General features: G+C 73.7%; 16 protein-coding genes. 12 read left to right on the top strand and 4 right to left on the bottom strand.

Going from position 1 to position 16,538, the window contains the following annotated elements; genetic code table 11:
• Positions 1-103 precede the first annotated feature (103 nt).
• The gene (locus ACFO3Q_RS11790) at positions 104-2,002 is read left to right on the top strand and encodes an HAL/PAL/TAL family ammonia-lyase (protein WP_377004921.1); all 1,899 of its coding nucleotides are present in this window, start codon (positions 104-106) and stop codon (positions 2,000-2,002) included.
• Between the two features lie 25 nt (positions 2,003-2,027).
• Positions 2,028-2,909, top strand: coding sequence for a pyridoxal kinase PdxY (gene pdxY / locus ACFO3Q_RS11785; RefSeq protein ID WP_377004920.1), 882 nt, complete (start codon positions 2,028-2,030; stop codon positions 2,907-2,909).
• Between the two features lie 36 nt (positions 2,910-2,945).
• On the opposite strand, the gene ACFO3Q_RS11780 is transcribed toward pdxY, so the two are convergent.
• Both ACFO3Q_RS11780 and ACFO3Q_RS11775 read right to left on the bottom strand, forming a co-directional pair.
• On the bottom strand, positions 2,946-3,455 hold the full coding sequence (locus tag ACFO3Q_RS11780) for a YciE/YciF ferroxidase family protein (protein WP_377004919.1): 510 nt from the start codon (positions 3,453-3,455) through the stop codon (positions 2,946-2,948).
• A gap of 136 nt (positions 3,456-3,591) precedes the next feature.
• The gene (locus ACFO3Q_RS11775; RefSeq protein ID WP_377004918.1) at positions 3,592-4,191 is read right to left on the bottom strand and encodes an RcnB family protein; all 600 of its coding nucleotides are present in this window, start codon (positions 4,189-4,191) and stop codon (positions 3,592-3,594) included.
• Between the two features lie 187 nt (positions 4,192-4,378).
• On the opposite strand from ACFO3Q_RS11775, the gene ACFO3Q_RS11770 reads away from it, so the two are divergent.
• From ACFO3Q_RS11770 to ACFO3Q_RS11725, 10 genes are all read left to right on the top strand, one after another.
• Positions 4,379-4,699: a YerC/YecD family TrpR-related protein gene (locus ACFO3Q_RS11770; RefSeq protein WP_377004917.1), complete on the top strand. Its 321-nt coding sequence runs from the start codon at positions 4,379-4,381 to the stop codon at positions 4,697-4,699.
• Positions 4,700-4,778: 79 nt separating this feature from the next.
• A complete protein-coding gene (hisG, locus tag ACFO3Q_RS11765) occupies positions 4,779-5,678 on the top strand; it encodes an ATP phosphoribosyltransferase (RefSeq protein WP_377004916.1) in 900 nt (299 codons plus the stop codon).
• Positions 5,675-7,003, top strand: a complete 1,329-nt coding sequence (gene hisD / locus ACFO3Q_RS11760; protein ID WP_377004915.1) for a histidinol dehydrogenase — start codon at positions 5,675-5,677, stop codon at positions 7,001-7,003. The genes hisG and hisD overlap by 4 nt, the downstream gene beginning before the upstream one ends.
• Complete coding sequence (gene hisC / locus ACFO3Q_RS11755) at positions 7,000-8,106, top strand: histidinol-phosphate transaminase (protein ID WP_377004914.1); 1,107 nt, start codon at positions 7,000-7,002, stop codon at positions 8,104-8,106. Before hisD ends, hisC begins: the two co-directional genes overlap by 4 nt.
• Positions 8,103-9,212, top strand: coding sequence for a bifunctional histidinol-phosphatase/imidazoleglycerol-phosphate dehydratase HisB (gene hisB / locus ACFO3Q_RS11750; protein WP_377004913.1), 1,110 nt, complete (start codon positions 8,103-8,105; stop codon positions 9,210-9,212). The genes hisC and hisB overlap by 4 nt, the downstream gene beginning before the upstream one ends.
• A complete protein-coding gene (gene hisH, locus ACFO3Q_RS11745) occupies positions 9,209-9,808 on the top strand; it encodes an imidazole glycerol phosphate synthase subunit HisH (RefSeq protein WP_377004912.1) in 600 nt (199 codons plus the stop codon). The genes hisB and hisH overlap by 4 nt, the downstream gene beginning before the upstream one ends.
• On the top strand, positions 9,805-10,563 hold the full coding sequence (locus ACFO3Q_RS11740; RefSeq protein WP_377004911.1) for a 1-(5-phosphoribosyl)-5-[(5-phosphoribosylamino)methylideneamino]imidazole-4-carboxamide isomerase: 759 nt from the start codon (positions 9,805-9,807) through the stop codon (positions 10,561-10,563). The genes hisH and ACFO3Q_RS11740 overlap by 4 nt, the downstream gene beginning before the upstream one ends.
• Complete coding sequence (gene hisF / locus ACFO3Q_RS11735; RefSeq protein ID WP_377004910.1) at positions 10,557-11,339, top strand: imidazole glycerol phosphate synthase subunit HisF; 783 nt, start codon at positions 10,557-10,559, stop codon at positions 11,337-11,339. Before ACFO3Q_RS11740 ends, hisF begins: the two co-directional genes overlap by 7 nt.
• Entirely contained in the window at positions 11,336-11,938 is a 603-nt protein-coding gene (hisIE, locus tag ACFO3Q_RS11730; RefSeq protein ID WP_377004909.1) for a bifunctional phosphoribosyl-AMP cyclohydrolase/phosphoribosyl-ATP diphosphatase HisIE, read from the top strand. Before hisF ends, hisIE begins: the two co-directional genes overlap by 4 nt.
• A 131-nt stretch (positions 11,939-12,069) precedes the next feature.
• A complete protein-coding gene (locus tag ACFO3Q_RS11725; RefSeq protein WP_377004908.1) occupies positions 12,070-13,632 on the top strand; it encodes a calcineurin-like phosphoesterase C-terminal domain-containing protein in 1,563 nt (520 codons plus the stop codon).
• Between the two features lie 85 nt (positions 13,633-13,717).
• Here the strand turns inward: ACFO3Q_RS11725 and ACFO3Q_RS11720 are convergent, their stop codons facing one another.
• Positions 13,718-15,916, bottom strand: coding sequence for a glycoside hydrolase family 3 N-terminal domain-containing protein (locus tag ACFO3Q_RS11720; protein WP_377004907.1), 2,199 nt, complete (start codon positions 15,914-15,916; stop codon positions 13,718-13,720).
• Between the two features lie 81 nt (positions 15,917-15,997).
• Positions 15,998-16,480, bottom strand: coding sequence for a YajQ family cyclic di-GMP-binding protein (locus ACFO3Q_RS11715; protein ID WP_377004906.1), 483 nt, complete (start codon positions 16,478-16,480; stop codon positions 15,998-16,000).
• Between the last annotated feature and the right edge of the window lie 58 nt (positions 16,481-16,538).

Raw genomic sequence — 16,538 nt, 5'->3', positions numbered from 1 at the left:
TCCGTCCCGCGTCACCCGCCTCTCCGTCATCGCAGGCCCGCCGGCGACGTCCGCGACCGCGGCACCGCCGGCGCCACCCGCCGAACCTCCAGGATCCCACGCAATGCACCCCATCCGTCTCGACGGCCGCTCCCTCACCCGTGCCGACGTCGTCGCGGTCGCCCGCGGCGCGCAGGTCGTCCTGTGTCCGACGCAGCTCGAGGCCGTGGCGCGTGCCGCGGACTTCCTGGTCGAGCAGGTCGCGCGCCAGGAGCCGATCTACGGCGTCTCCACCGGCTTCGGCAGCAATGCCGACCGCCTGCTCGGCGCGCACCGCCTGCGCCCGGAGGCGGGCGAGGACGGCAGCCTGCACGAGGAGCTGCAGCGCAACCTCATCGTCACCCACGCCGTCTCGGTCGGCGAGCCGTTCCCGGCCGAGGTGGTGCGGGCGATGCAGGTCATCCGCATCAACACCCTGATGCGCGGGCACAGCGGCATCCGCGTCTCCACCCTCCAGGCGCTGGTCGACCTCATGAACGCGGGCGTCGTGCCGGTGGTGCCCCGGCTCGGGTCGGTCGGCGCGAGCGGCGATCTCTCGCCGCTGTCCCACCTCGCGATCGTGCTGCTCGGCGGCGGCGAGGCCTTCCACCAGGGGCGGCGCATGCCCGGCGCCGAGGCGCTGGCGGCGGCCGGGCTCGAACCGGTGCGGCTGTCGTACAAGGAGGGGCTCGCGCTCAACAACGGCACCGCGCAGATGCTGGCCACGGCCGTGCTGGCGCTGGCCGCGCTCGACGACCTGCTCGACACCGCGGACCTCGCCGCCGCGACCACGCTGGACGCCTTCGCCGGTCGCCTCAGTGCCTTCCGCGAGGACGTGCACGCCCTGCGCCCGCATCCGGGCCAAGTGGCCGTCGCCGCGAACCTGCGGCGGCTGCTGGCGGGCTCCACGCTCTCGGACATCGCCTACCACCTGGTGCCCCGCGCGCGCGCCTGGCTTCCCGGGAGCTGGGACGGCGAGGCCGCGCAGCTGCGCTTCGACATCGGCTGGGACTGGGTGCCGGCGGACCAGCGCCATGGCCGCGAGACCTTCTATGCGCGCTTCCGCCCGTTCAAGGGCGGCAAGAAGCACCAGCCGCAGGACAGCTACTCGCTGCGCTGCGTGCCGCAGGTGCACGGCGCGGTCCGCGACGCCATCGAGCACGCCAAGCGCGTGATCGACATCGAGCTCAACGCCGTCACCGACAACCCGCTGATCTTCCCCTCCTTCGAGAGCGAGCAGGACGGCGACACGCCCATCGAGGCGCGCGTGGTGTCGGCCGGGCATTTCCACGGCATGCCCCTGGCGCTCGCCATGAGCGCGGTGAAGGCGGCCATCCCCGTGCTCGCCTCCATCTCGGAGCGCCGCCTCAACAAGCTGCTCGACCCGGCGACCAATGACGGGCTGCCGGCCTTCCTGATCGGCAACGAGGACGCGACCGAGTCCGGCTTCATGATCGTCCAGTACACCGCCGCGGCCATCGTCAACGACCTGGCCAGCCGCGCGATGCCCGCGAGCGTCTACTCGGTGCCGACCAGCGCGAACGCCGAGGACCACGTCTCCATGGGCGCGAACGAGGCCCGGCACGTGCTCGACATGACCGCCGACCTGGGACGGGTCCTGGCGCTGGAACTCTACACCGCCGCGCAGGCGCTCGACTTCCGCCGCGACATGATCAACGCCGCCCGTGCGCTGGCGCGTACCGGCGACGCCGCCGCGCTCGCCGCGAAGATCCACGGGCCGGCGCAGGGCCACCCGCTGCACGCGGTGTTCATGCAGGAAGTCGAGGCGCTGCGCGTCGAGCTGGCGGAGGCCGAGGCGTTCCGCCCGGGCACCGCGGTCGCGGCGGCGCATGCTGCGCTGCGCGCGCGGATTCCCTTCATGGGGCGCGACCGCGCGATGGACGGCGACGTGGCCGCGGCGGTGCGGCTGGTGGAGGAGGGCGTGCTGCTGGACGCGGCGCGCTCCGCCGTCGCCGCGGGCTGACCCGGCCGCGCCCCGGAGACCCGTCATGCGCGAACGCCCGCCGTTGGTCCTGAGCATCCAGTCGCACGTGGCCTACGGCCACGTCGGCAACGCCGCCGCCGTGCTCCCGATGCAGCTCCTGGGCGTGCAGCCGCTGCCGGTGCATACCGTGCAGTTCTCGAACCACACCGGCTATGGCGAGTTCAAGGGGCAGGTGTTCGGCGCGGAACACATCCGCGACGTGATCGAGGGGCTGCGCGCGCGCGGCGTGCTCGCGCGGGTGGATGCGGTGCTCTCGGGCTATCTGGGCGATGCGGCGATCGGCGAGGTCATCCTCGACGCCGTCGAGGAGCTGAGGGCGGCGCGCCCCGGCCTCGTCTACCTGTGCGACCCGGTGATGGGCGACGTGGGCCGCGGCGTGTTCGTGCGCCCGGCCATCCCGGACTTCCTGCGCCGGCGCGCCCTGGCGCGGGCGGACATCGTCACGCCCAACCAGTTCGAGTTCGAGCTGCTGTGCGGGCGCGCGGCGGGGTCGCTGGAGGACGCGGTGGACATGGCCCGCGCCCTGCTGCGCACGCACGAGGACGAAGGCCCGCGCCTGGTGGTCGTGACCAGCCTGCGCACGCCCGACCTGTCGCCGGCGTCCCTGACCACGCTGGCGGTGGACGTGGATTCGGCATGGACGGTGCAGACGCCCTTCGTCGACCTCTCGCCGCTGCCCAACGGCATGGGCGACGTGTTCTCGGCGGTGCTGCTGTCGTGGCTGTTGCGCGGCGAACCCGCGCCCGAGGCGCTGGCGCGGACGGTGAGCGCGCTGTACGGCCTGATCCGGCGCATGCCGGCGGGCGACCGCGACCTGCCCCTGGTCCAGGCGCGCGGGGAGATCCCGGGGCCCTCCGAACGCTTCGAGGCGGTCCGGCTCGCCTGAGCCGCGGCCCCGCGGGGAGCCGCGGCGAGGAGAGGGCTACTTGCTCTTGCCCCCGGCCTGCGCGGCCTCCTGGTTGCCGCCGCTCTCGGCGAGCATGGTCAGCTTGCCGTCGGTGGCCTTCTCCTCCTCCAGGGTCTCCTTCAGCAGCTTCACTGCGTCGTCGTAGCCCAGCTGCTTGGCGAGCGCGCAGAGGGTGCCGTAGGAGGCGATCTCGTAGTGCTCGACCTTCTGGGCGCCGCCGATCAGCGCCGCGTCGCGCACGGGGCCCTTCTCGATCTCCTCGATCACCTCCTTGCCTTCCTCGACGAGGCCTTCCATGGCCGCGCACTTGATGCGCTTGAGCTTGATCTCGAGCCTGGAGACGACCTCGTCGATGCGCTCGATCTGGCCCTGGGTCTCCTCGAGATGGGTCTCGAAGGCCTTGGCCAGCTCGGGATTGCTGGACGCGCGCGCCAGGCGCGGCAGCGCCTTGGTGAGCTGCTTCTCCGCGCTGTAGATGTCCGAGAGTTCGTGGATGAAGAGATCCTCGAGTGTCTTGACCGCCATTTCGGAACGCTCCGGTGATGGGCGGGGACCGTCCCCGCGCCTGTCCCCGGAAAACTAGGACGCGCTTCGCCATGGCGACGTGAGGCCGATGCGGCACCCCGGGGATCCGGGATGCCGGAGGCGGGCCATCGGCACGCTAGTAGAACAACCCCGCGATGACCTGGCTGATCAGGCCGGTGGCGAGCGCGACGAGCACCACGTCGTTGTCCACCCGCACCCACTGGTAGCCGCGCGGCGGCGGCGCGAGCCCGTAGGGGCGGTAGTCGACGTAGTAGGGGCGGGCGTAGTAGGCGGGCGGCAGCCTGTATCCCGTGGACCAGCGGCGGGCCTGGTAGCCCGGAGGGGCGACGTAGCGGACCGGCGCCCGGTAGCGCTGGGGTGCCGGACGGGCCGGGACCGCGCGCACCGGAACCGGGCGGCTGTGGACCGTGCGCGGCGGCGGGGCGGGGCGCGCATGGACCACCCGGGGCGGAGGCGCCGGACGGGCCTGGACGGCCCGCGGCGGGGCCGGGCGATGCCGGGCCGAACGGGGCGGTGCCGCCTCGCGCTGGCGCGTGCTCCCACGCGGTGCCTGGGTCGAGCGGGGGCCGCGGTCATGATGGCCCCGCCCCTGCGCACGCTGCGGACCGCGCTCGTGCTGTGCGGCGCGCTCGTGGCCGCGGCCGGACTGGGCGTCGGCGACATGGGGGACCGCGACCAGGGCGGCGGCGAAGGCGACGGCGAGCAGGTGCTTCATGGGGCCTCTCCGGCTGTCTGCGTACCGGTTCCAACGCGCCCGGCGACATCCGCCCGTCGTCGGCCCCGGCGCGGGCAGGGGGCGCCGTTCAACAACGTGAGGATGTCGAGGACGCCCGCGCGCCACGCCGGCCCCGCTCGCGCTGTTGTTGTGTGTTAACGCGTTAACACGTACCATCGCGCTCCTCATGAAGCGCCGCACCCTCGACAGCGCCCTCGATGGCGAACCCGCGCTCGACGCGCTTGCACAGGCCCTGTGCAAGCTCCGGACGGCCGAGGAGGTGCGCGCCTTTCTCGTCGACCTGTGCACGCCTGCGGAGCTGCAGGCGCTGTGCGACCGCTGGCGCGTGGTGCCGTTCCTGATCCAGGGCCTGCCGTACCGCGAGATCCACGAGCGGACGGCGGTCAGCACCACGACCATCACCCGCGTCGCGCGCACCCTCGCCACCGGCGAGGGCGGCTATGCGGTGGCTGCACGCCGCCTCGGACATCGTCCGCATTCGCATTGACGGGGCGCGGTGCGCGGCTGCACCGCCTGGCCCCGCATCCGTCGTCCCGATCCTCCTTCCATCGCTTCCCGGAGTCGCCATGAAGGCGCGCGACCGTCTCCGCATCGCCATCCAGAAATCCGGCCGCCTGGCCGAACCCGCCCGCGAACTGCTCGCGCGGATCGGGCTCTCCTTCCGCGAGAGCCGCGACCGCCTGTTCTGCTACGGGGAGTCGTTGCCCATCGACCTGCTGCTCGTCCGCGACGACGACATCCCCGGCCTGATCGCGGAAGGCACCTGCGACCTGGGCATCGTCGGTCGCAACGTGCTCGCGGAGCAGGCCGCGAACCGCCGCGCCGCCGGGCAGCCGGAGGCCTACCGGGAACTGAGGGCGCTCGGCTTCGGCGCCTGCCGGCTGTCCATCGCGGTGCCGCAGGAACAGGCCGACGCGCCGCTGGCGGCCCTTGCCGGCCGGCGCATCGCCACCAGCTATCCCGGCCTGCTGGAGGCCTTCCTGCGCGCACGCGGCGTCGACGCCGAAGTGGTGCTGCTCTCAGGCTCGGTCGAGATCGCGCCGCGCCTCGGCAAGGCGGAGGCCATCTGCGATCTGGTCTCCACCGGCGGCACGCTCGCCGCCAACCAGCTGCGCGAGACCGAGGTGGTGTTCGAGAGCGAGGCGGTGCTGGCGGGGCCGCCCGCCGGCTTCGACGACGCCCGTGCCGAGCTGGCCGCGCTGTTCCTGCGCCGGCTGGACGGGGTCCTGCGGGTGCGCGACAGCAAGCTGCTCCTGTTGCAGGCGCCGCGCGCTGCCTTGCAGGCGCTGATCGGCATGCTGCCGGACGCCGAACCGCCGACCGTGACCCGCCTCGACGGCGAGGAGGACGCGGTCGCGCTGCAGGCGGTCTGCCGCAGCGCGGTCACCTGGCAGCACCTGGAGGACATGAAGCGCGCCGGCGCGCGCGGCCTGCTGGTGCTCCCGGTCGAGAGGATGCTGGCATGAACGACACCACGCCGACCCTGCCGCGGGTGACCGACTGGCGCGCGCTCGACGCCGACGCCCGCGCCGCCCTGCTGCGCCGACCCACGGCGCGGCTCGCGGCGGCGGTGGACACCGCCGTCCGACGCACCCTGGCCCAGGTCCGCGCCGACGGCGACGGCGCCCTGCGTGCGCTGACCCGTCGCTACGACCATGTCGAACTCGACGCCATCGAGGTCTCCGCGGACGAATTCGCGCGCGCCCGCACCGAGGTGCCGCCGGACCTGGTCCGTGCGCTGGAGGAGGCCGCCGCGCGCATCGAGGCCTGGCACCGTGCCGGGATGGCCGGCGAGTTCGAGATCGAGACCGCGCCCGGCGTGCGCTGCGGGCGCCTTCTGCGCGGCATCCGGCGGGTGGGCCTGTACGTCCCGGCAGGCAGCGCACCGCTGCCCTCGACCGCGCTGATGCTGGGCGTGCCGGCGCGCCTGGCCGGCTGCCGGGAGATCGTCGCCTGCTCGCCGCCGCGCGCCGACGGCCGCGTCGATCCCGTGGTGCTGACCGCCTGCGCCATCGCCGGCATCCAGCGGGTGTTCCGCATCGGTGGCGCGCAGGCCATCGCCGCGATGGCCTACGGCACCGGGAGCGTGCCCGCCTGCGACAAGCTGTTCGGGCCCGGCAACGCCTACGTCACCGCCGCCAAGCAGATGGTCGCGCAGGAGACCGGCGGGCCCGCCATCGACATGCCCGCCGGGCCTTCCGAGGTGCTGGTGATCGCCGATGCGCAGGCGAACCCCGCCTTCGTCGCCGCGGACCTGCTGTCGCAGGCCGAGCACGGCCCCGACTCGCAGACCATCGCGATCAGCGACGACCGCGCGCTGCTGGAACGCGTGGCGCGGGAACTGGAGACCCAGCTCGCCACGCTGCCGCGCGCGGACATCGCCGCGCAGGCGCTGGACGCCTCGCTGCTGCTGCACGTGGGCGCGCTGGACGACGCCTTCGCGATCAGCAACGACTACGCGCCCGAGCACCTCATCCTGCAACTGCGCGAGCCGGAGGCCTGGCTCGACCGCGTCGCCGCGGCGGGCTCGGTGTTCTGCGGCGATGCCGCGCCCGAGGCGCTGGGCGACTACTGCAGCGGCACCAACCACGTGCTGCCGACCGCGGGGACGGCGCGCGCGCTGTCGGGCGTCTCGGTGGCGAGCTTCCAGACGGCCATCAGCGTGCAGCACGTCAGCCCCGCCGGGCTCGCCGCCATCGGCCCCTGCGCGCTGCGCATCGCGGCGGCGGAGGGGCTGGCGGCGCATGCGCGGGCGATCTCGATCCGCCTCGACGCGGAGAACGCCCGATGAGCGGCGTGCTCGACCTGGTGCGACCGGACCTCCGCGACTTCGGCGGCTACGTCTCCGCGCGGCGGGAGGGCGGCCGCGGCCGCGTGTGGCTGAACGCCAACGAGTCCCCGTGGCGCTCCGATGTCGACATGGACGTGGGGCGGGACGCCGCGCCGGTCGGGCTCAACCGCTATCCGGAGCCGCAGCCGCCGGCGCTGATCGAGCGCCTGGCGGCGTTCTACGGCGTCGGGCGCGAGCGCCTCGCGGCGACCCGCGGCAGCGACGAGGGCATCGACCTGCTGGTCCGCGCGCTCTGCCGCGCCGGCGAGGATGCGGTGCTGGTCGCTCCGCCGACCTTCGGCATGTACGCGGTCGCCGCGCGGGTGCAGAACGCCCCTCTGCGGACGGTTCCGCTGGTGCGGGAGGGCCTGCACTGGCGCGTCGATGCGGAGGCCGTCGTGGCCGCAGCGCGGCACGAGGGTGCGCGGCTGGTGTTCCTGTGTTCGCCCGGCAACCCCACCGGGGAGACGGTGCCGCTGGCGACGGTGGCGCGCATCGCCGGCGCGCTCGGCGGGCAGGCCGTGGTGGCGGTGGACGAGGCCTACGGGGAATACGCGCCGCCCGAGCGCAGCGCGCTGGCGCTGCTCGACGCCCACCCCAACCTCGTCGTGCTGCGCACCCTGTCGAAGGCGCACGCCCTGGCCGGCGCGCGGGTGGGCGTGGTGCTGGGCGATCCTGCCCTGGTGCGGGTGCTGCGCAACATCTCGGCCCCGTACCCGCTGCCGGCGCCCTCGGTCGCGCTGGCGCTGCAGGCGCTCGACACGCTCCCGCTGGCCTCGACGCGCTCGCGCGTGGCGCAGGTGGTGCACGAGCGCGCGCGCCTGGCCGCCGCGCTCGCGGCGATGCCGGAGGTCGTGGCGGTGCATCCGTCCGACGCCAATTTCCTGCTGGTGCGCTTCGCCGACGCCGACGCCGCGCTCGCCGCCCTGGCGCGGGCGGGCGTGGTGGTGCGCGACATGCGGCACCTGCCGGACCTCGGCGACGCACTGCGCATCAGCATCGGGGCGCCCGCCGAGAACGATGCGGTGATCGCGGCGCTGGCGCCGGCGGCGGGTGCGGCATGAGGAAGATCCTGTTCGTCGACCGCGACGGCACGCTCATCCACGAGCCGCCGGACTTCCAGATCGACTGCTACACCAAGATCCGCTTCGTCGAGGGCATGCTGCCGGCGCTGCTGCGCCTGCAGGCGGCGGGCTACACCCTGGTGATGGTCAGCAACCAGGACGGCCTGGGCACCGACGCCTTCCCGCAGCGCGATTTCGACGGCCCGCACGGCCTGCTGATGCAGCTCCTGGAGTCACAGGGCGTGCGCTTCGCCGAGGTGCTGGTCGACCCGAGCCTGCCCACGGAGAACTCGCCGAACCGCAAGCCGGCGACCGGCATGCTGCGCCACTATCTGGCCGACGACGGCTGGTCGCGGGCGGCCTCCGCGGTGATCGGCGACCGCGAGAGCGACGTGCAGCTCGCCGCCAACCTCGGCGTGCGCGCTTTCCGCATCGGGCCGGAGCTCGGCTGGGACGCCATCGTCCATGCCCTGGTGGACCGGCCGCGCACCGCCCGGGTGCGCCGCGCGACGCGCGAGACGCGGATCGCGGTGGACCTGGATCTCGACCGCAGCGCCGAGCCCAGCGCCGACACCGGCATCGGCTACTTCGACCACATGCTCGAGCAGATCGGCAAGCACGCCGGCATCGCACTCGCCATCCGCTGCGAGGGCGACCTGGAGGTCGACGAGCACCACACGGTCGAGGACTGCGCGCTGGCCCTCGGCCAGGCGCTGCGCGAGGCGCTGGGCGACAAGCGCGGCATCGGCCGCTACGGCGACGCCGACGCGACGGTGCCGGACGCCGCGCCGGCGGGGACGGCCAGGGTGCGCGTGCCGATGGACGAAAGCCTCGCCAGCGCCGCGCTGGACCTGTCCGGCCGGCCGTACTTCGTGTTCGACGGCAGCTTCCCGCGCGAGAGGGTGGGGGGGCTGCCGACGGAGCTGGTGCCGCACTTCTTCCGCTCCTTCTGCGAGACCGCGCTGATGTCCCTGCACCTGTCGGTGCGGGGCGAGAACGCCCACCACATGGTCGAAGGCTGCTTCAAGGCGGTGGCGCGCGCGCTGCGGACCGCGGTCGCGCGCAGCGGCGGCACCGACCTGCCGAGCACCAAGGGGACGCTGTGAGCCTGGTCCTGGTCGATTCCGGCGGCGCCAACCTCGGCTCCGTGCGCTATGCCCTGCAACGGCTCGGCGTCGAGGCGCCACTGGTGGACCGGCGCGAGGACATCCTGCGCGCCGAGCGGGTGATCCTGCCCGGCGTCGGCGCGGCGGGCCCGGCGATGGCGCGCCTCGCCGAGCTGGACCTGATCGACACGCTGCGCACGCTGCGCACGCCCCTGCTCGGCGTCTGCGTGGGCATGCAGATCCTGTTCGAGACCTCGGAGGAGGGCGATGCGGCCTGCCTCGGGCTGATCCCGGGTCGCGTCCGCCGCCTGCCCGAGGCCCCGGGCGTGCGCGTCCCGCACATGGGCTGGAACCGCCTGCAGCCGCGCATCGACAGCCCGCTGCTCGACGGCATCCCGGCCGGGAGCTGGGCCTACTACGTGCACAGCTACGCGGCCCCGGCGGGCGAGCACTGCGTCGCCGCCAGCGTGCACGGCGAGCCGTTCGCCGCCATGGTGGTGCGCGGCAACGTCGCCGGCGCCCAGTTCCACCCGGAGCGCTCGGCCGAGGTCGGGGCGCGCCTCCTCGAGAACTTCCTGCGCTGGACCCCGGCATGAGCGACTTCACCCTGTATCCCGCCATCGACGTGCGCGGCGGCCGCGTGGTCCGCCTCGCCCAGGGCGACTACGCGCGCGAGACGCGCTACGCGGACGACCCGGTCGCCGTCGCCGAGCGCTTCGCCGCAGCGGGCGCGACCTGGCTGCACCTGGTCGACCTGGACGCCGCGCGCGACGGCGGCTGGAGCCTGGCGCCGCTGGTGCGGGCGCTGCGCGACGGCGGCCTGCGCGTCCAGGCCGGCGGGGGCATCCGCGACGAGGAGACGCTGGCGCGGATGTTCGACGCCGGGGTGACGCGCGCGGTCGTGGGTTCGCTGGCGGTGCGCGAGCCGGAGCGGGTGTGCGGCTGGATCGCGCGACACGGTGCGGCAGGGATCGTGGTCGCCCTCGATACCCGCCGCGACGCGGACGGCCGCTGGATCCTCCCCACCCACGGCTGGACCCGCGCCGACGCGGATGCGCCCCTCCTCGGCGCACTGGCGGCGCGCTACGCCGACGCCGGGCTGCGCCACCTGCTGTGCACCGACATCGACCGCGACGGCATGCTCGCCGGCCCCAACCTGGACCTGTACGCCGGCCTCGCAGCGGAATTCCCCTCGCTCGCGGTGCAGGCCTCGGGCGGCGTGCGCGGGCTCGCCGACATCGCCGCCGCGCGCGCGGCCGGTTGCGCCGGGGCGGTGCTGGGCCGCGCCCTGCTCGAAGGACGGTTCGACCTGGGCGAGGCGCTGGTCGCCGCCGGGAGGCCGTCGTGCTGAGCCGCCGCATCGTGCCCTGCCTCGACGTCCGCGAGGGCAGGGTGGTCAAGGGCGTGCGTTTCCGCGACCACGTGGACATGGGCGACATCGTCGATCTGGCGCTGCGCTACCGCGAGGCCGGGGCAGACGAGCTGGTGTTCTACGACATCACCGCCAGCCCGCAGGGGCGCACCGTGGACCGCGGCTGGATCGAGCGGGTCGCGCGCGTGCTCGACATCCCGTTCTGCGTCGCCGGCGGCATCCGCAGCGTCGCGGCGGCCCGCGAGATCCTGCACGCCGGCGCCGACAAGATCTCGGTCAACACGCCGGCACTGGAACGGCCGGCGCTGGTCGCGGAACTCGCCGAGGCCTTCGGCGTGCAGTGCGTGGTGGTCGGCGTGGACTCCCTGCGGGACGCCGACGGCGTGTGGCGGGTGCGCAGCCATACCGGCGACCCGGAGGCGACCCGCGCCCTGGCGCGCACCACGCTCGACTGGGTGGTGGAGGCGCAGCGGCTGGGCGCGGGCGAGATCGTGCTGAACTGCATGGGCTCGGACGGCGTGCGCCGCGGCTACGACATCGCGCAGCTGCGTGCGGTGCGCGATGTCTGCCGGGTGCCGCTGGTCGCCTCCGGCGGCGCGGGGACGGCCGCGCACTTCGTCGAGGCGTTCGTGCAGGCGGACGTGGACGCGGCGCTCGCGGCCGGGGCCTTCCACGACGGCAGCCTGCGCATCCCGGACCTCAAGCGCCACCTGCGCGCGGCGGGCATCGAGGTCCGCGACGGAGCAGCGGCATGAACGACATCGAACGCCTCGACTGGGGCAAGGCCCCGGACGGCCTGCTGCCCGCCATCGTGCAGGACGCCGACACCCTGCGCGTGCTGATGCTGGGCTACATGAACGCCGAGGCGCTGGCGGCCACCCGCGCGAGCGGGCGGGTGACCTTCTACAGCCGCGGCAGGCAGCGGCTGTGGACCAAGGGAGAGACGTCCGGCCACGTACTCGACCTGGTGTCGATCGACGCGGACTGCGACCGCGACACCCTACTGGTGCTCGCGCGTCCGCACGGACCGACCTGCCACCTCGGGCGGGCCAGCTGCTTCCCGGACGCGCCCGCGGACTTCCTCGCCGAGCTCGACGCCCTCGTCGCCCGCCGCGAACGCGAGCGGCCGGAGGCCAGCTACACGACGCGCCTGTTCGAGGACGGCCTGCGACGCATCGCGCAGAAGGTCGGCGAGGAGGGCGTGGAGACGGCCCTGGCCGGGGTCGCGCAGGACGACACGGCCCTGCTCGGCGAAGCCGCGGACCTCGTGTTCCACCTCACCGTCCTCCTGCGCGCCCGCGGCCTGTCGCTCGAGGACGTGCGCACCGTCCTGCGCGCGCGACACCGCGCCTGACCCACCCAAGCCCCAGCCCCCAACCTCCAAGCCCTGAGCCCAAGCCCCAGGCCCCAGGCCCCAGGCCCCGAGAGCCTGTCACACCCCGCATGCAGGATAATCGCCGCCTCCACCGCGTCCGCCGTCCCGCCATGCCCCGTTTCTCCGTGCTGCTGTCCTCCCTCGTTCTCGCGCTTCCCGTCCAGGCGGTGGAGATCGCCGGGCGGGTCCACGACGGCGGACGCGGCGTCGGCGGGGTGCTCGTCTCCAACGGCGAGACGCTGGTGCGCACCGACGCGGACGGTCGCTACCGGATCGACGTCGAGGACGGCCAGACGGTCTTCGTGATCAAGCCGCCACAGTGCGCACTGCCGACCGGCGAGGACGGGCTGCCCGTCTTCTGGCGGCACTACCTGCCGGAGGGCACGCCCACGCTGCGCTACGGCGGCATCGCGCCGACGCCGGCGGACGCCTCCTGGGACTTCGCGCTCGACTGCAGCGTCCCGGCGGCCGCGCCGCCCTTCGACGTCCTGGTCTTCGGCGACACCCAGGTCACCCGCAGCGAGGACGTGGGCTACTACAGAGAGGACATCGTGGCGCCCATCCTGTCCGGCCGCAGTCCGGGCCGGGAGGCGCGCTTCGGCGTCACCCTGGGCGACGTGGTCAACGACAGGCTGTCGCTGTACCCGGAACTCAACGCGGTCACGGCGCAGCTCGGCATCCCCTGGCTGCACGCCGCCGGCAACCACGACATGGACTTCGACGCCGCGCACGACACCGCCTCGCTGACCAACTTCCGCCGCACCTACGGACCCGACACCCTGGCCTACGAGGAAGGGCCGGTGAGCCTGCTCGTCCTGGACGACGTAATCTACCGCCCCGGGGAGCGTCCCGCCTACGTCGGCGGGCTCCGCGAGGACCAGTTCGCCTTCCTGGAGGCCTACCTCGGCCAGCTCCCGCGCGAGCGGCTGGTGGTGCTGGCCATGCACATCCCGCTGTTCACGCCCGCGGGCAAGCGCGAGACCTTCCGCGCGGCGGACCGCGAGCGCCTGTACCGCCTGCTCGAACCCTTTCCCAACGTGCTGGTGCTGAGCGCGCACACGCACGTCCAGCAGCACTACTTCCACGGTGCGGAGGACGGCTGGCGCGGCGCGTCCCCGCTGCACGAGTACAACGTCGGCGCGGTGTGCGGCGGCTTCTGGGGCGGCGCGAAGGACGCCCGCGGCGTTCCCGACGCGGTGATGGCCGACGGTACGCCCAACGGCCATGCGCTGATGCGCGTGGAGGCCGACGGCGGCTACAGCCTGCGCTACGTGCCGGCCAAGGGCGACCCCGAGGCAGGGCTGCGGCTGTACGGCCCGCGCGTGCTGCGGCGCGGCGCCTACCCGGGCGTGCCGGTCTACGCGAACGTGTTCATGGGCATCGACGGCGATCGCGTCGAGATGCGCATCGGCGACGGCGACTGGACGCCGATGACGCGCGTGGACGAGCCCGATCCACACGTGGTGCGCATCAACCTCGCCGACGACGCGGCCGGCAGCCTGCGCGGCTTCGACCGCGTGCCCCAGGCCGTCCCGTCCACCCATCTCTGGCGCGCCATGCTGCCGACCGACCTGGCGTCGGGCGTGCACGTGGTCGAGGTCCGCGCCTTCGACCGCTGGCGCGGCGAACTGCGCGCGCAGACGCGCTACCGCCTGGACGACGCGGAGCCCTAGAAACGCCGTGTCGGTGTAGGAGCGGCTTCAGCCGCGACCCTCGTGGCCGCCCGGATGCACGTGCCGGTCGCGGCCGAAGCCGCGCCTACCCGGCCTGCGACGGTTCGGGAGGCAGCAGTTCGAAGCGGGCGGGATCGCCGGCCGCCGAGGAGGGCGCGATCCAGACGTCGAACAGGCCGGGCTCGACCCGCCAGCGCGCGTCCACGCCATGGAAGCCCAGCGCGTGGCGGTCGAGGGCGAAGGCCACCTCGGCCGTCTCGCCGGGTTGCAGCAGCAGCTTTCGGAAGCCTTTCAGTTCGCGCACGGGCCGGACGCGGCTCGCCACCCGGTCGTGGACGTAGAGCTGCACGACCTCCTCGGCGGCGCGGTCGCCGGTGTTGCGTACCGAGGCGGCGACGGTGAGCGTGGCGTCCCAGGCCAGGCGGCTCGCGCTCAACCGCGGGGGACCGTACTCGAACCGCGCATAGCCGAGGCCGTGGCCGAAGGGATAGAGCGGGGCGTGCGGCACCTCGCGCCAGCGCGCCTTGAAGGCGGGGGGCTGCTCCGGCAGCTCCGGACGCCCGGTGCGCGGGTGGTTGTAGAAGTAGGGCTGCTGTCCCGGGTCCTGCGGGAAACTCACCGGCAGCCGGCCCGACGGGCTGTAGTCGCCGAACACCACGTCGGCCACGGCGTGGCCGGTCTGGGTGCCGAGGAACCAGGTCACGAGGATGGCCTGCGCCTCGCGCACCGCGCCCGCGAGCGCCAGTGCGCGGCCGTTGCGCAGCAGCACCGCCATCGGCGTACCGGTCGCGGCGACGGCCTCGGCCAGCGCCTGCTGCGCCGGCGGAACGACGATGGCGGTGCGGGACTGGGCCTCGCCGGAATAGCCCTGCGGTTCGCCGATGGCCAGCAACACCACGTCCGCCGCGCGCGCCGCCGCGACGGCGGCCTCGATGCCGCCGTCGAGCGGAGACTCGAACCCGCAGCCGGGGACGACGAGCAGGGAGCCGGGATCGTCGAGCGCCGCGCGGATGCCGGTCTCCAGGTCGACGTAGCGCGACCGCTCGCCGAACAGCGTCCAGCAGCCCTCGATGTTGTCGCGGTCCTGCGCGAAGGGGCCGATCAGGGCGATGCGCTGGCCGCTGCGGCGCAGCGGCAGCAGCCCTGCGTCGTTGCGCAGCATCACGATGGAGCGCCGTCCCGCCTCGCGGGCGAGCGCGTCGTGCGCAGGAAGATAAACGCGATCCGCCTCGCGGGCCGGGTCCAGGGAGCGGTAGGGGCGGTCGAACAGGCCGATCGCAGCCTTGACGCCGAGCACGCGGCGCACGCCTTCGTCCACCACCTCCATCGGCACCTCGCCGCGCGCGACCAGGTCGGGCAGGTGAGTGGCGTACAGCCCGCTCTGCATGCTCATGTCCACGCCCGCGGTGAAGGCGATGCGGGCGGCGTCCCGCTCGTCGGCGGCGTAGCCATGGGCGACCAGCTCGTAGTCGGCGGTGTAGTCCGAGACCACGAAGCCCTCGAAGCGCCATTCGCCGCGCAGCAGGTCCGTCATCAGCCAGCGGTTGCCGGAGGCGGGCACGCCGGCGATGTCGTTGAAGGCGCTCATGACCGTCAGCGCGCCCGCGTCGAAGGCCGCCTTGAACGGCGGCAGGTGGATGTCGCGCAGCGCGGCTTCCGAGATGTCCACGCTGTTGTAGTCCATCCCCGCGCTCACCGCGCCGTAGGCGGCGAAGTGCTTGGGCGTGGCGAGCAGGCTGTCGTCCGCGCGCAGGTCGGCGCCCTGGAAGCCGCGCACGCGGGCTGCGCCCATGGCGGCGCCGAGGAAGGGATCCTCGCCCGATCCTTCCGCCACGCGGCCCCAGCGCTGGTCGCGGGCCACGTCCACCATCGGGGCGAAGGTCCAGTGGATGCCCGCCGCGGTCGCCTCGACCGCGGTGGCGCGGGCTGTCCGCTCGGCCAGCGCGGGCTCGAAGCTCGCCGCCTCGCCCAGCGGGATCGGGAACACCGTGCGCATGCCGTGGATGACGTCGGCGCCGAGCAGGAGCGGAATCCCGAGCCGGCTCTCCTCCACCGCGACCCGCTGCGCCTCGCGCCCCTCGGCCGCGCCCACGCCGTTGAACAGGGCGCCCACCCGGCCGGCGCGGATCTGCTCCAGCACCTCCGCCGCCCCCCGCGCATTGACCTCGGGATTGACGTCCGGCGCGAACGGGCGCAGCGCGTCGGCGAAGATGCCGAGCTGGCCGACCTTCTCCTCCAGCGTCATGCGCGCGATGAGATCTTCGATCCGGGGATCACGGGTCATCCATGCACTCCTGTAGGCGGTGTAAACGATTACATCGCACGCCGCGCGGAGATGCCAGGCATCGAGGCCCGGCACCCCGGGTCAGTCGCGGAAATTGTCGAACTGCAGCGGGACGTCGAAGTCCGACTGGCGCAGGAGGGCGATGACGGCCTGCAGGTCGTCGCGCTTCTTGCCGGTGACGCGCAGCTTGTCGCCGTTGATCTGCGCCTCGACCTTGAGCTTGGCGGCCTTGATCGCGGCGACGATCTTCTTGCCCGTGGCCTGCTCGATGCCCTGCTTGACCGTGATCCTCTGCCGGCTGCCCGCGACGTTGGTCTCCGGCTCGGCCACGTCCAGCGCGCGCACGTCGATCCCGCGCGCGATCAGCCGGGCGCGCAGGATGTCCATCATCTGCTGCAGCTGGAACTCGCTGGGCGCGCTCTGGGTGATGATCGACTCCTCCAGCTCGAACTTCGCGTCGACGTTCTTGAAATCGAAGCGGTTGCCGAGCTCCCGGTTGGCCTGGTCGACCGCGTTGGTCAGTTCGTGCTTGTCGACTTCGGAGACGATGTCGAAGGAAGGCATGCGTGCGGACCTGCTGGGTGGGGGCGGGATAGGGTAGGCGCGTGCGCGCCGCCTGCAA

The organism is Coralloluteibacterium thermophilum (assembly GCF_042654365.1).
GTDB lineage: Bacteria > Pseudomonadota > Gammaproteobacteria > Xanthomonadales > Xanthomonadaceae > Coralloluteibacterium > Coralloluteibacterium thermophilum.
Note: the sequence above shows the minus strand (reverse complement) of the source record. Positions and strands in the feature narration are given on the sequence as shown.

Excerpts from the sequence above, each read along its gene's own strand:
- ACFO3Q_RS11770 (WP_377004917.1), top strand. The coding sequence starts at position 4,379 with ATGAAGCGCCGCACCCTCGACAGCGCCCTCGATGGCGAACCCGCGCTC.
- hisC (WP_377004914.1), top strand. The coding sequence starts at position 7,000 with ATGAGCGGCGTGCTCGACCTGGTGCGACCGGACCTCCGCGACTTCGGC.
- ACFO3Q_RS11720 (WP_377004907.1), bottom strand. The coding sequence starts at position 15,916 with ATGACCCGTGATCCCCGGATCGAAGATCTCATCGCGCGCATGACGCTG.
- ACFO3Q_RS11780 (WP_377004919.1), bottom strand. The coding sequence starts at position 3,455 with ATGGCGGTCAAGACACTCGAGGATCTCTTCATCCACGAACTCTCGGAC.
- hisIE (WP_377004909.1), top strand. The coding sequence starts at position 11,336 with ATGAACGACATCGAACGCCTCGACTGGGGCAAGGCCCCGGACGGCCTG.
- hisB (WP_377004913.1), top strand. The coding sequence starts at position 8,103 with ATGAGGAAGATCCTGTTCGTCGACCGCGACGGCACGCTCATCCACGAG.
- pdxY (WP_377004920.1), top strand. The coding sequence starts at position 2,028 with ATGCGCGAACGCCCGCCGTTGGTCCTGAGCATCCAGTCGCACGTGGCC.
- hisG (WP_377004916.1), top strand. The coding sequence starts at position 4,779 with ATGAAGGCGCGCGACCGTCTCCGCATCGCCATCCAGAAATCCGGCCGC.
- hisD (WP_377004915.1), top strand. The coding sequence starts at position 5,675 with ATGAACGACACCACGCCGACCCTGCCGCGGGTGACCGACTGGCGCGCG.
- ACFO3Q_RS11740 (WP_377004911.1), top strand. The coding sequence starts at position 9,805 with ATGAGCGACTTCACCCTGTATCCCGCCATCGACGTGCGCGGCGGCCGC.
- ACFO3Q_RS11790 (WP_377004921.1), top strand. The coding sequence starts at position 104 with ATGCACCCCATCCGTCTCGACGGCCGCTCCCTCACCCGTGCCGACGTC.
- ACFO3Q_RS11775 (WP_377004918.1), bottom strand. The coding sequence starts at position 4,191 with ATGAAGCACCTGCTCGCCGTCGCCTTCGCCGCCGCCCTGGTCGCGGTC.
- ACFO3Q_RS11715 (WP_377004906.1), bottom strand. The coding sequence starts at position 16,480 with ATGCCTTCCTTCGACATCGTCTCCGAAGTCGACAAGCACGAACTGACC.
- ACFO3Q_RS11725 (WP_377004908.1), top strand. The coding sequence starts at position 12,070 with ATGCCCCGTTTCTCCGTGCTGCTGTCCTCCCTCGTTCTCGCGCTTCCC.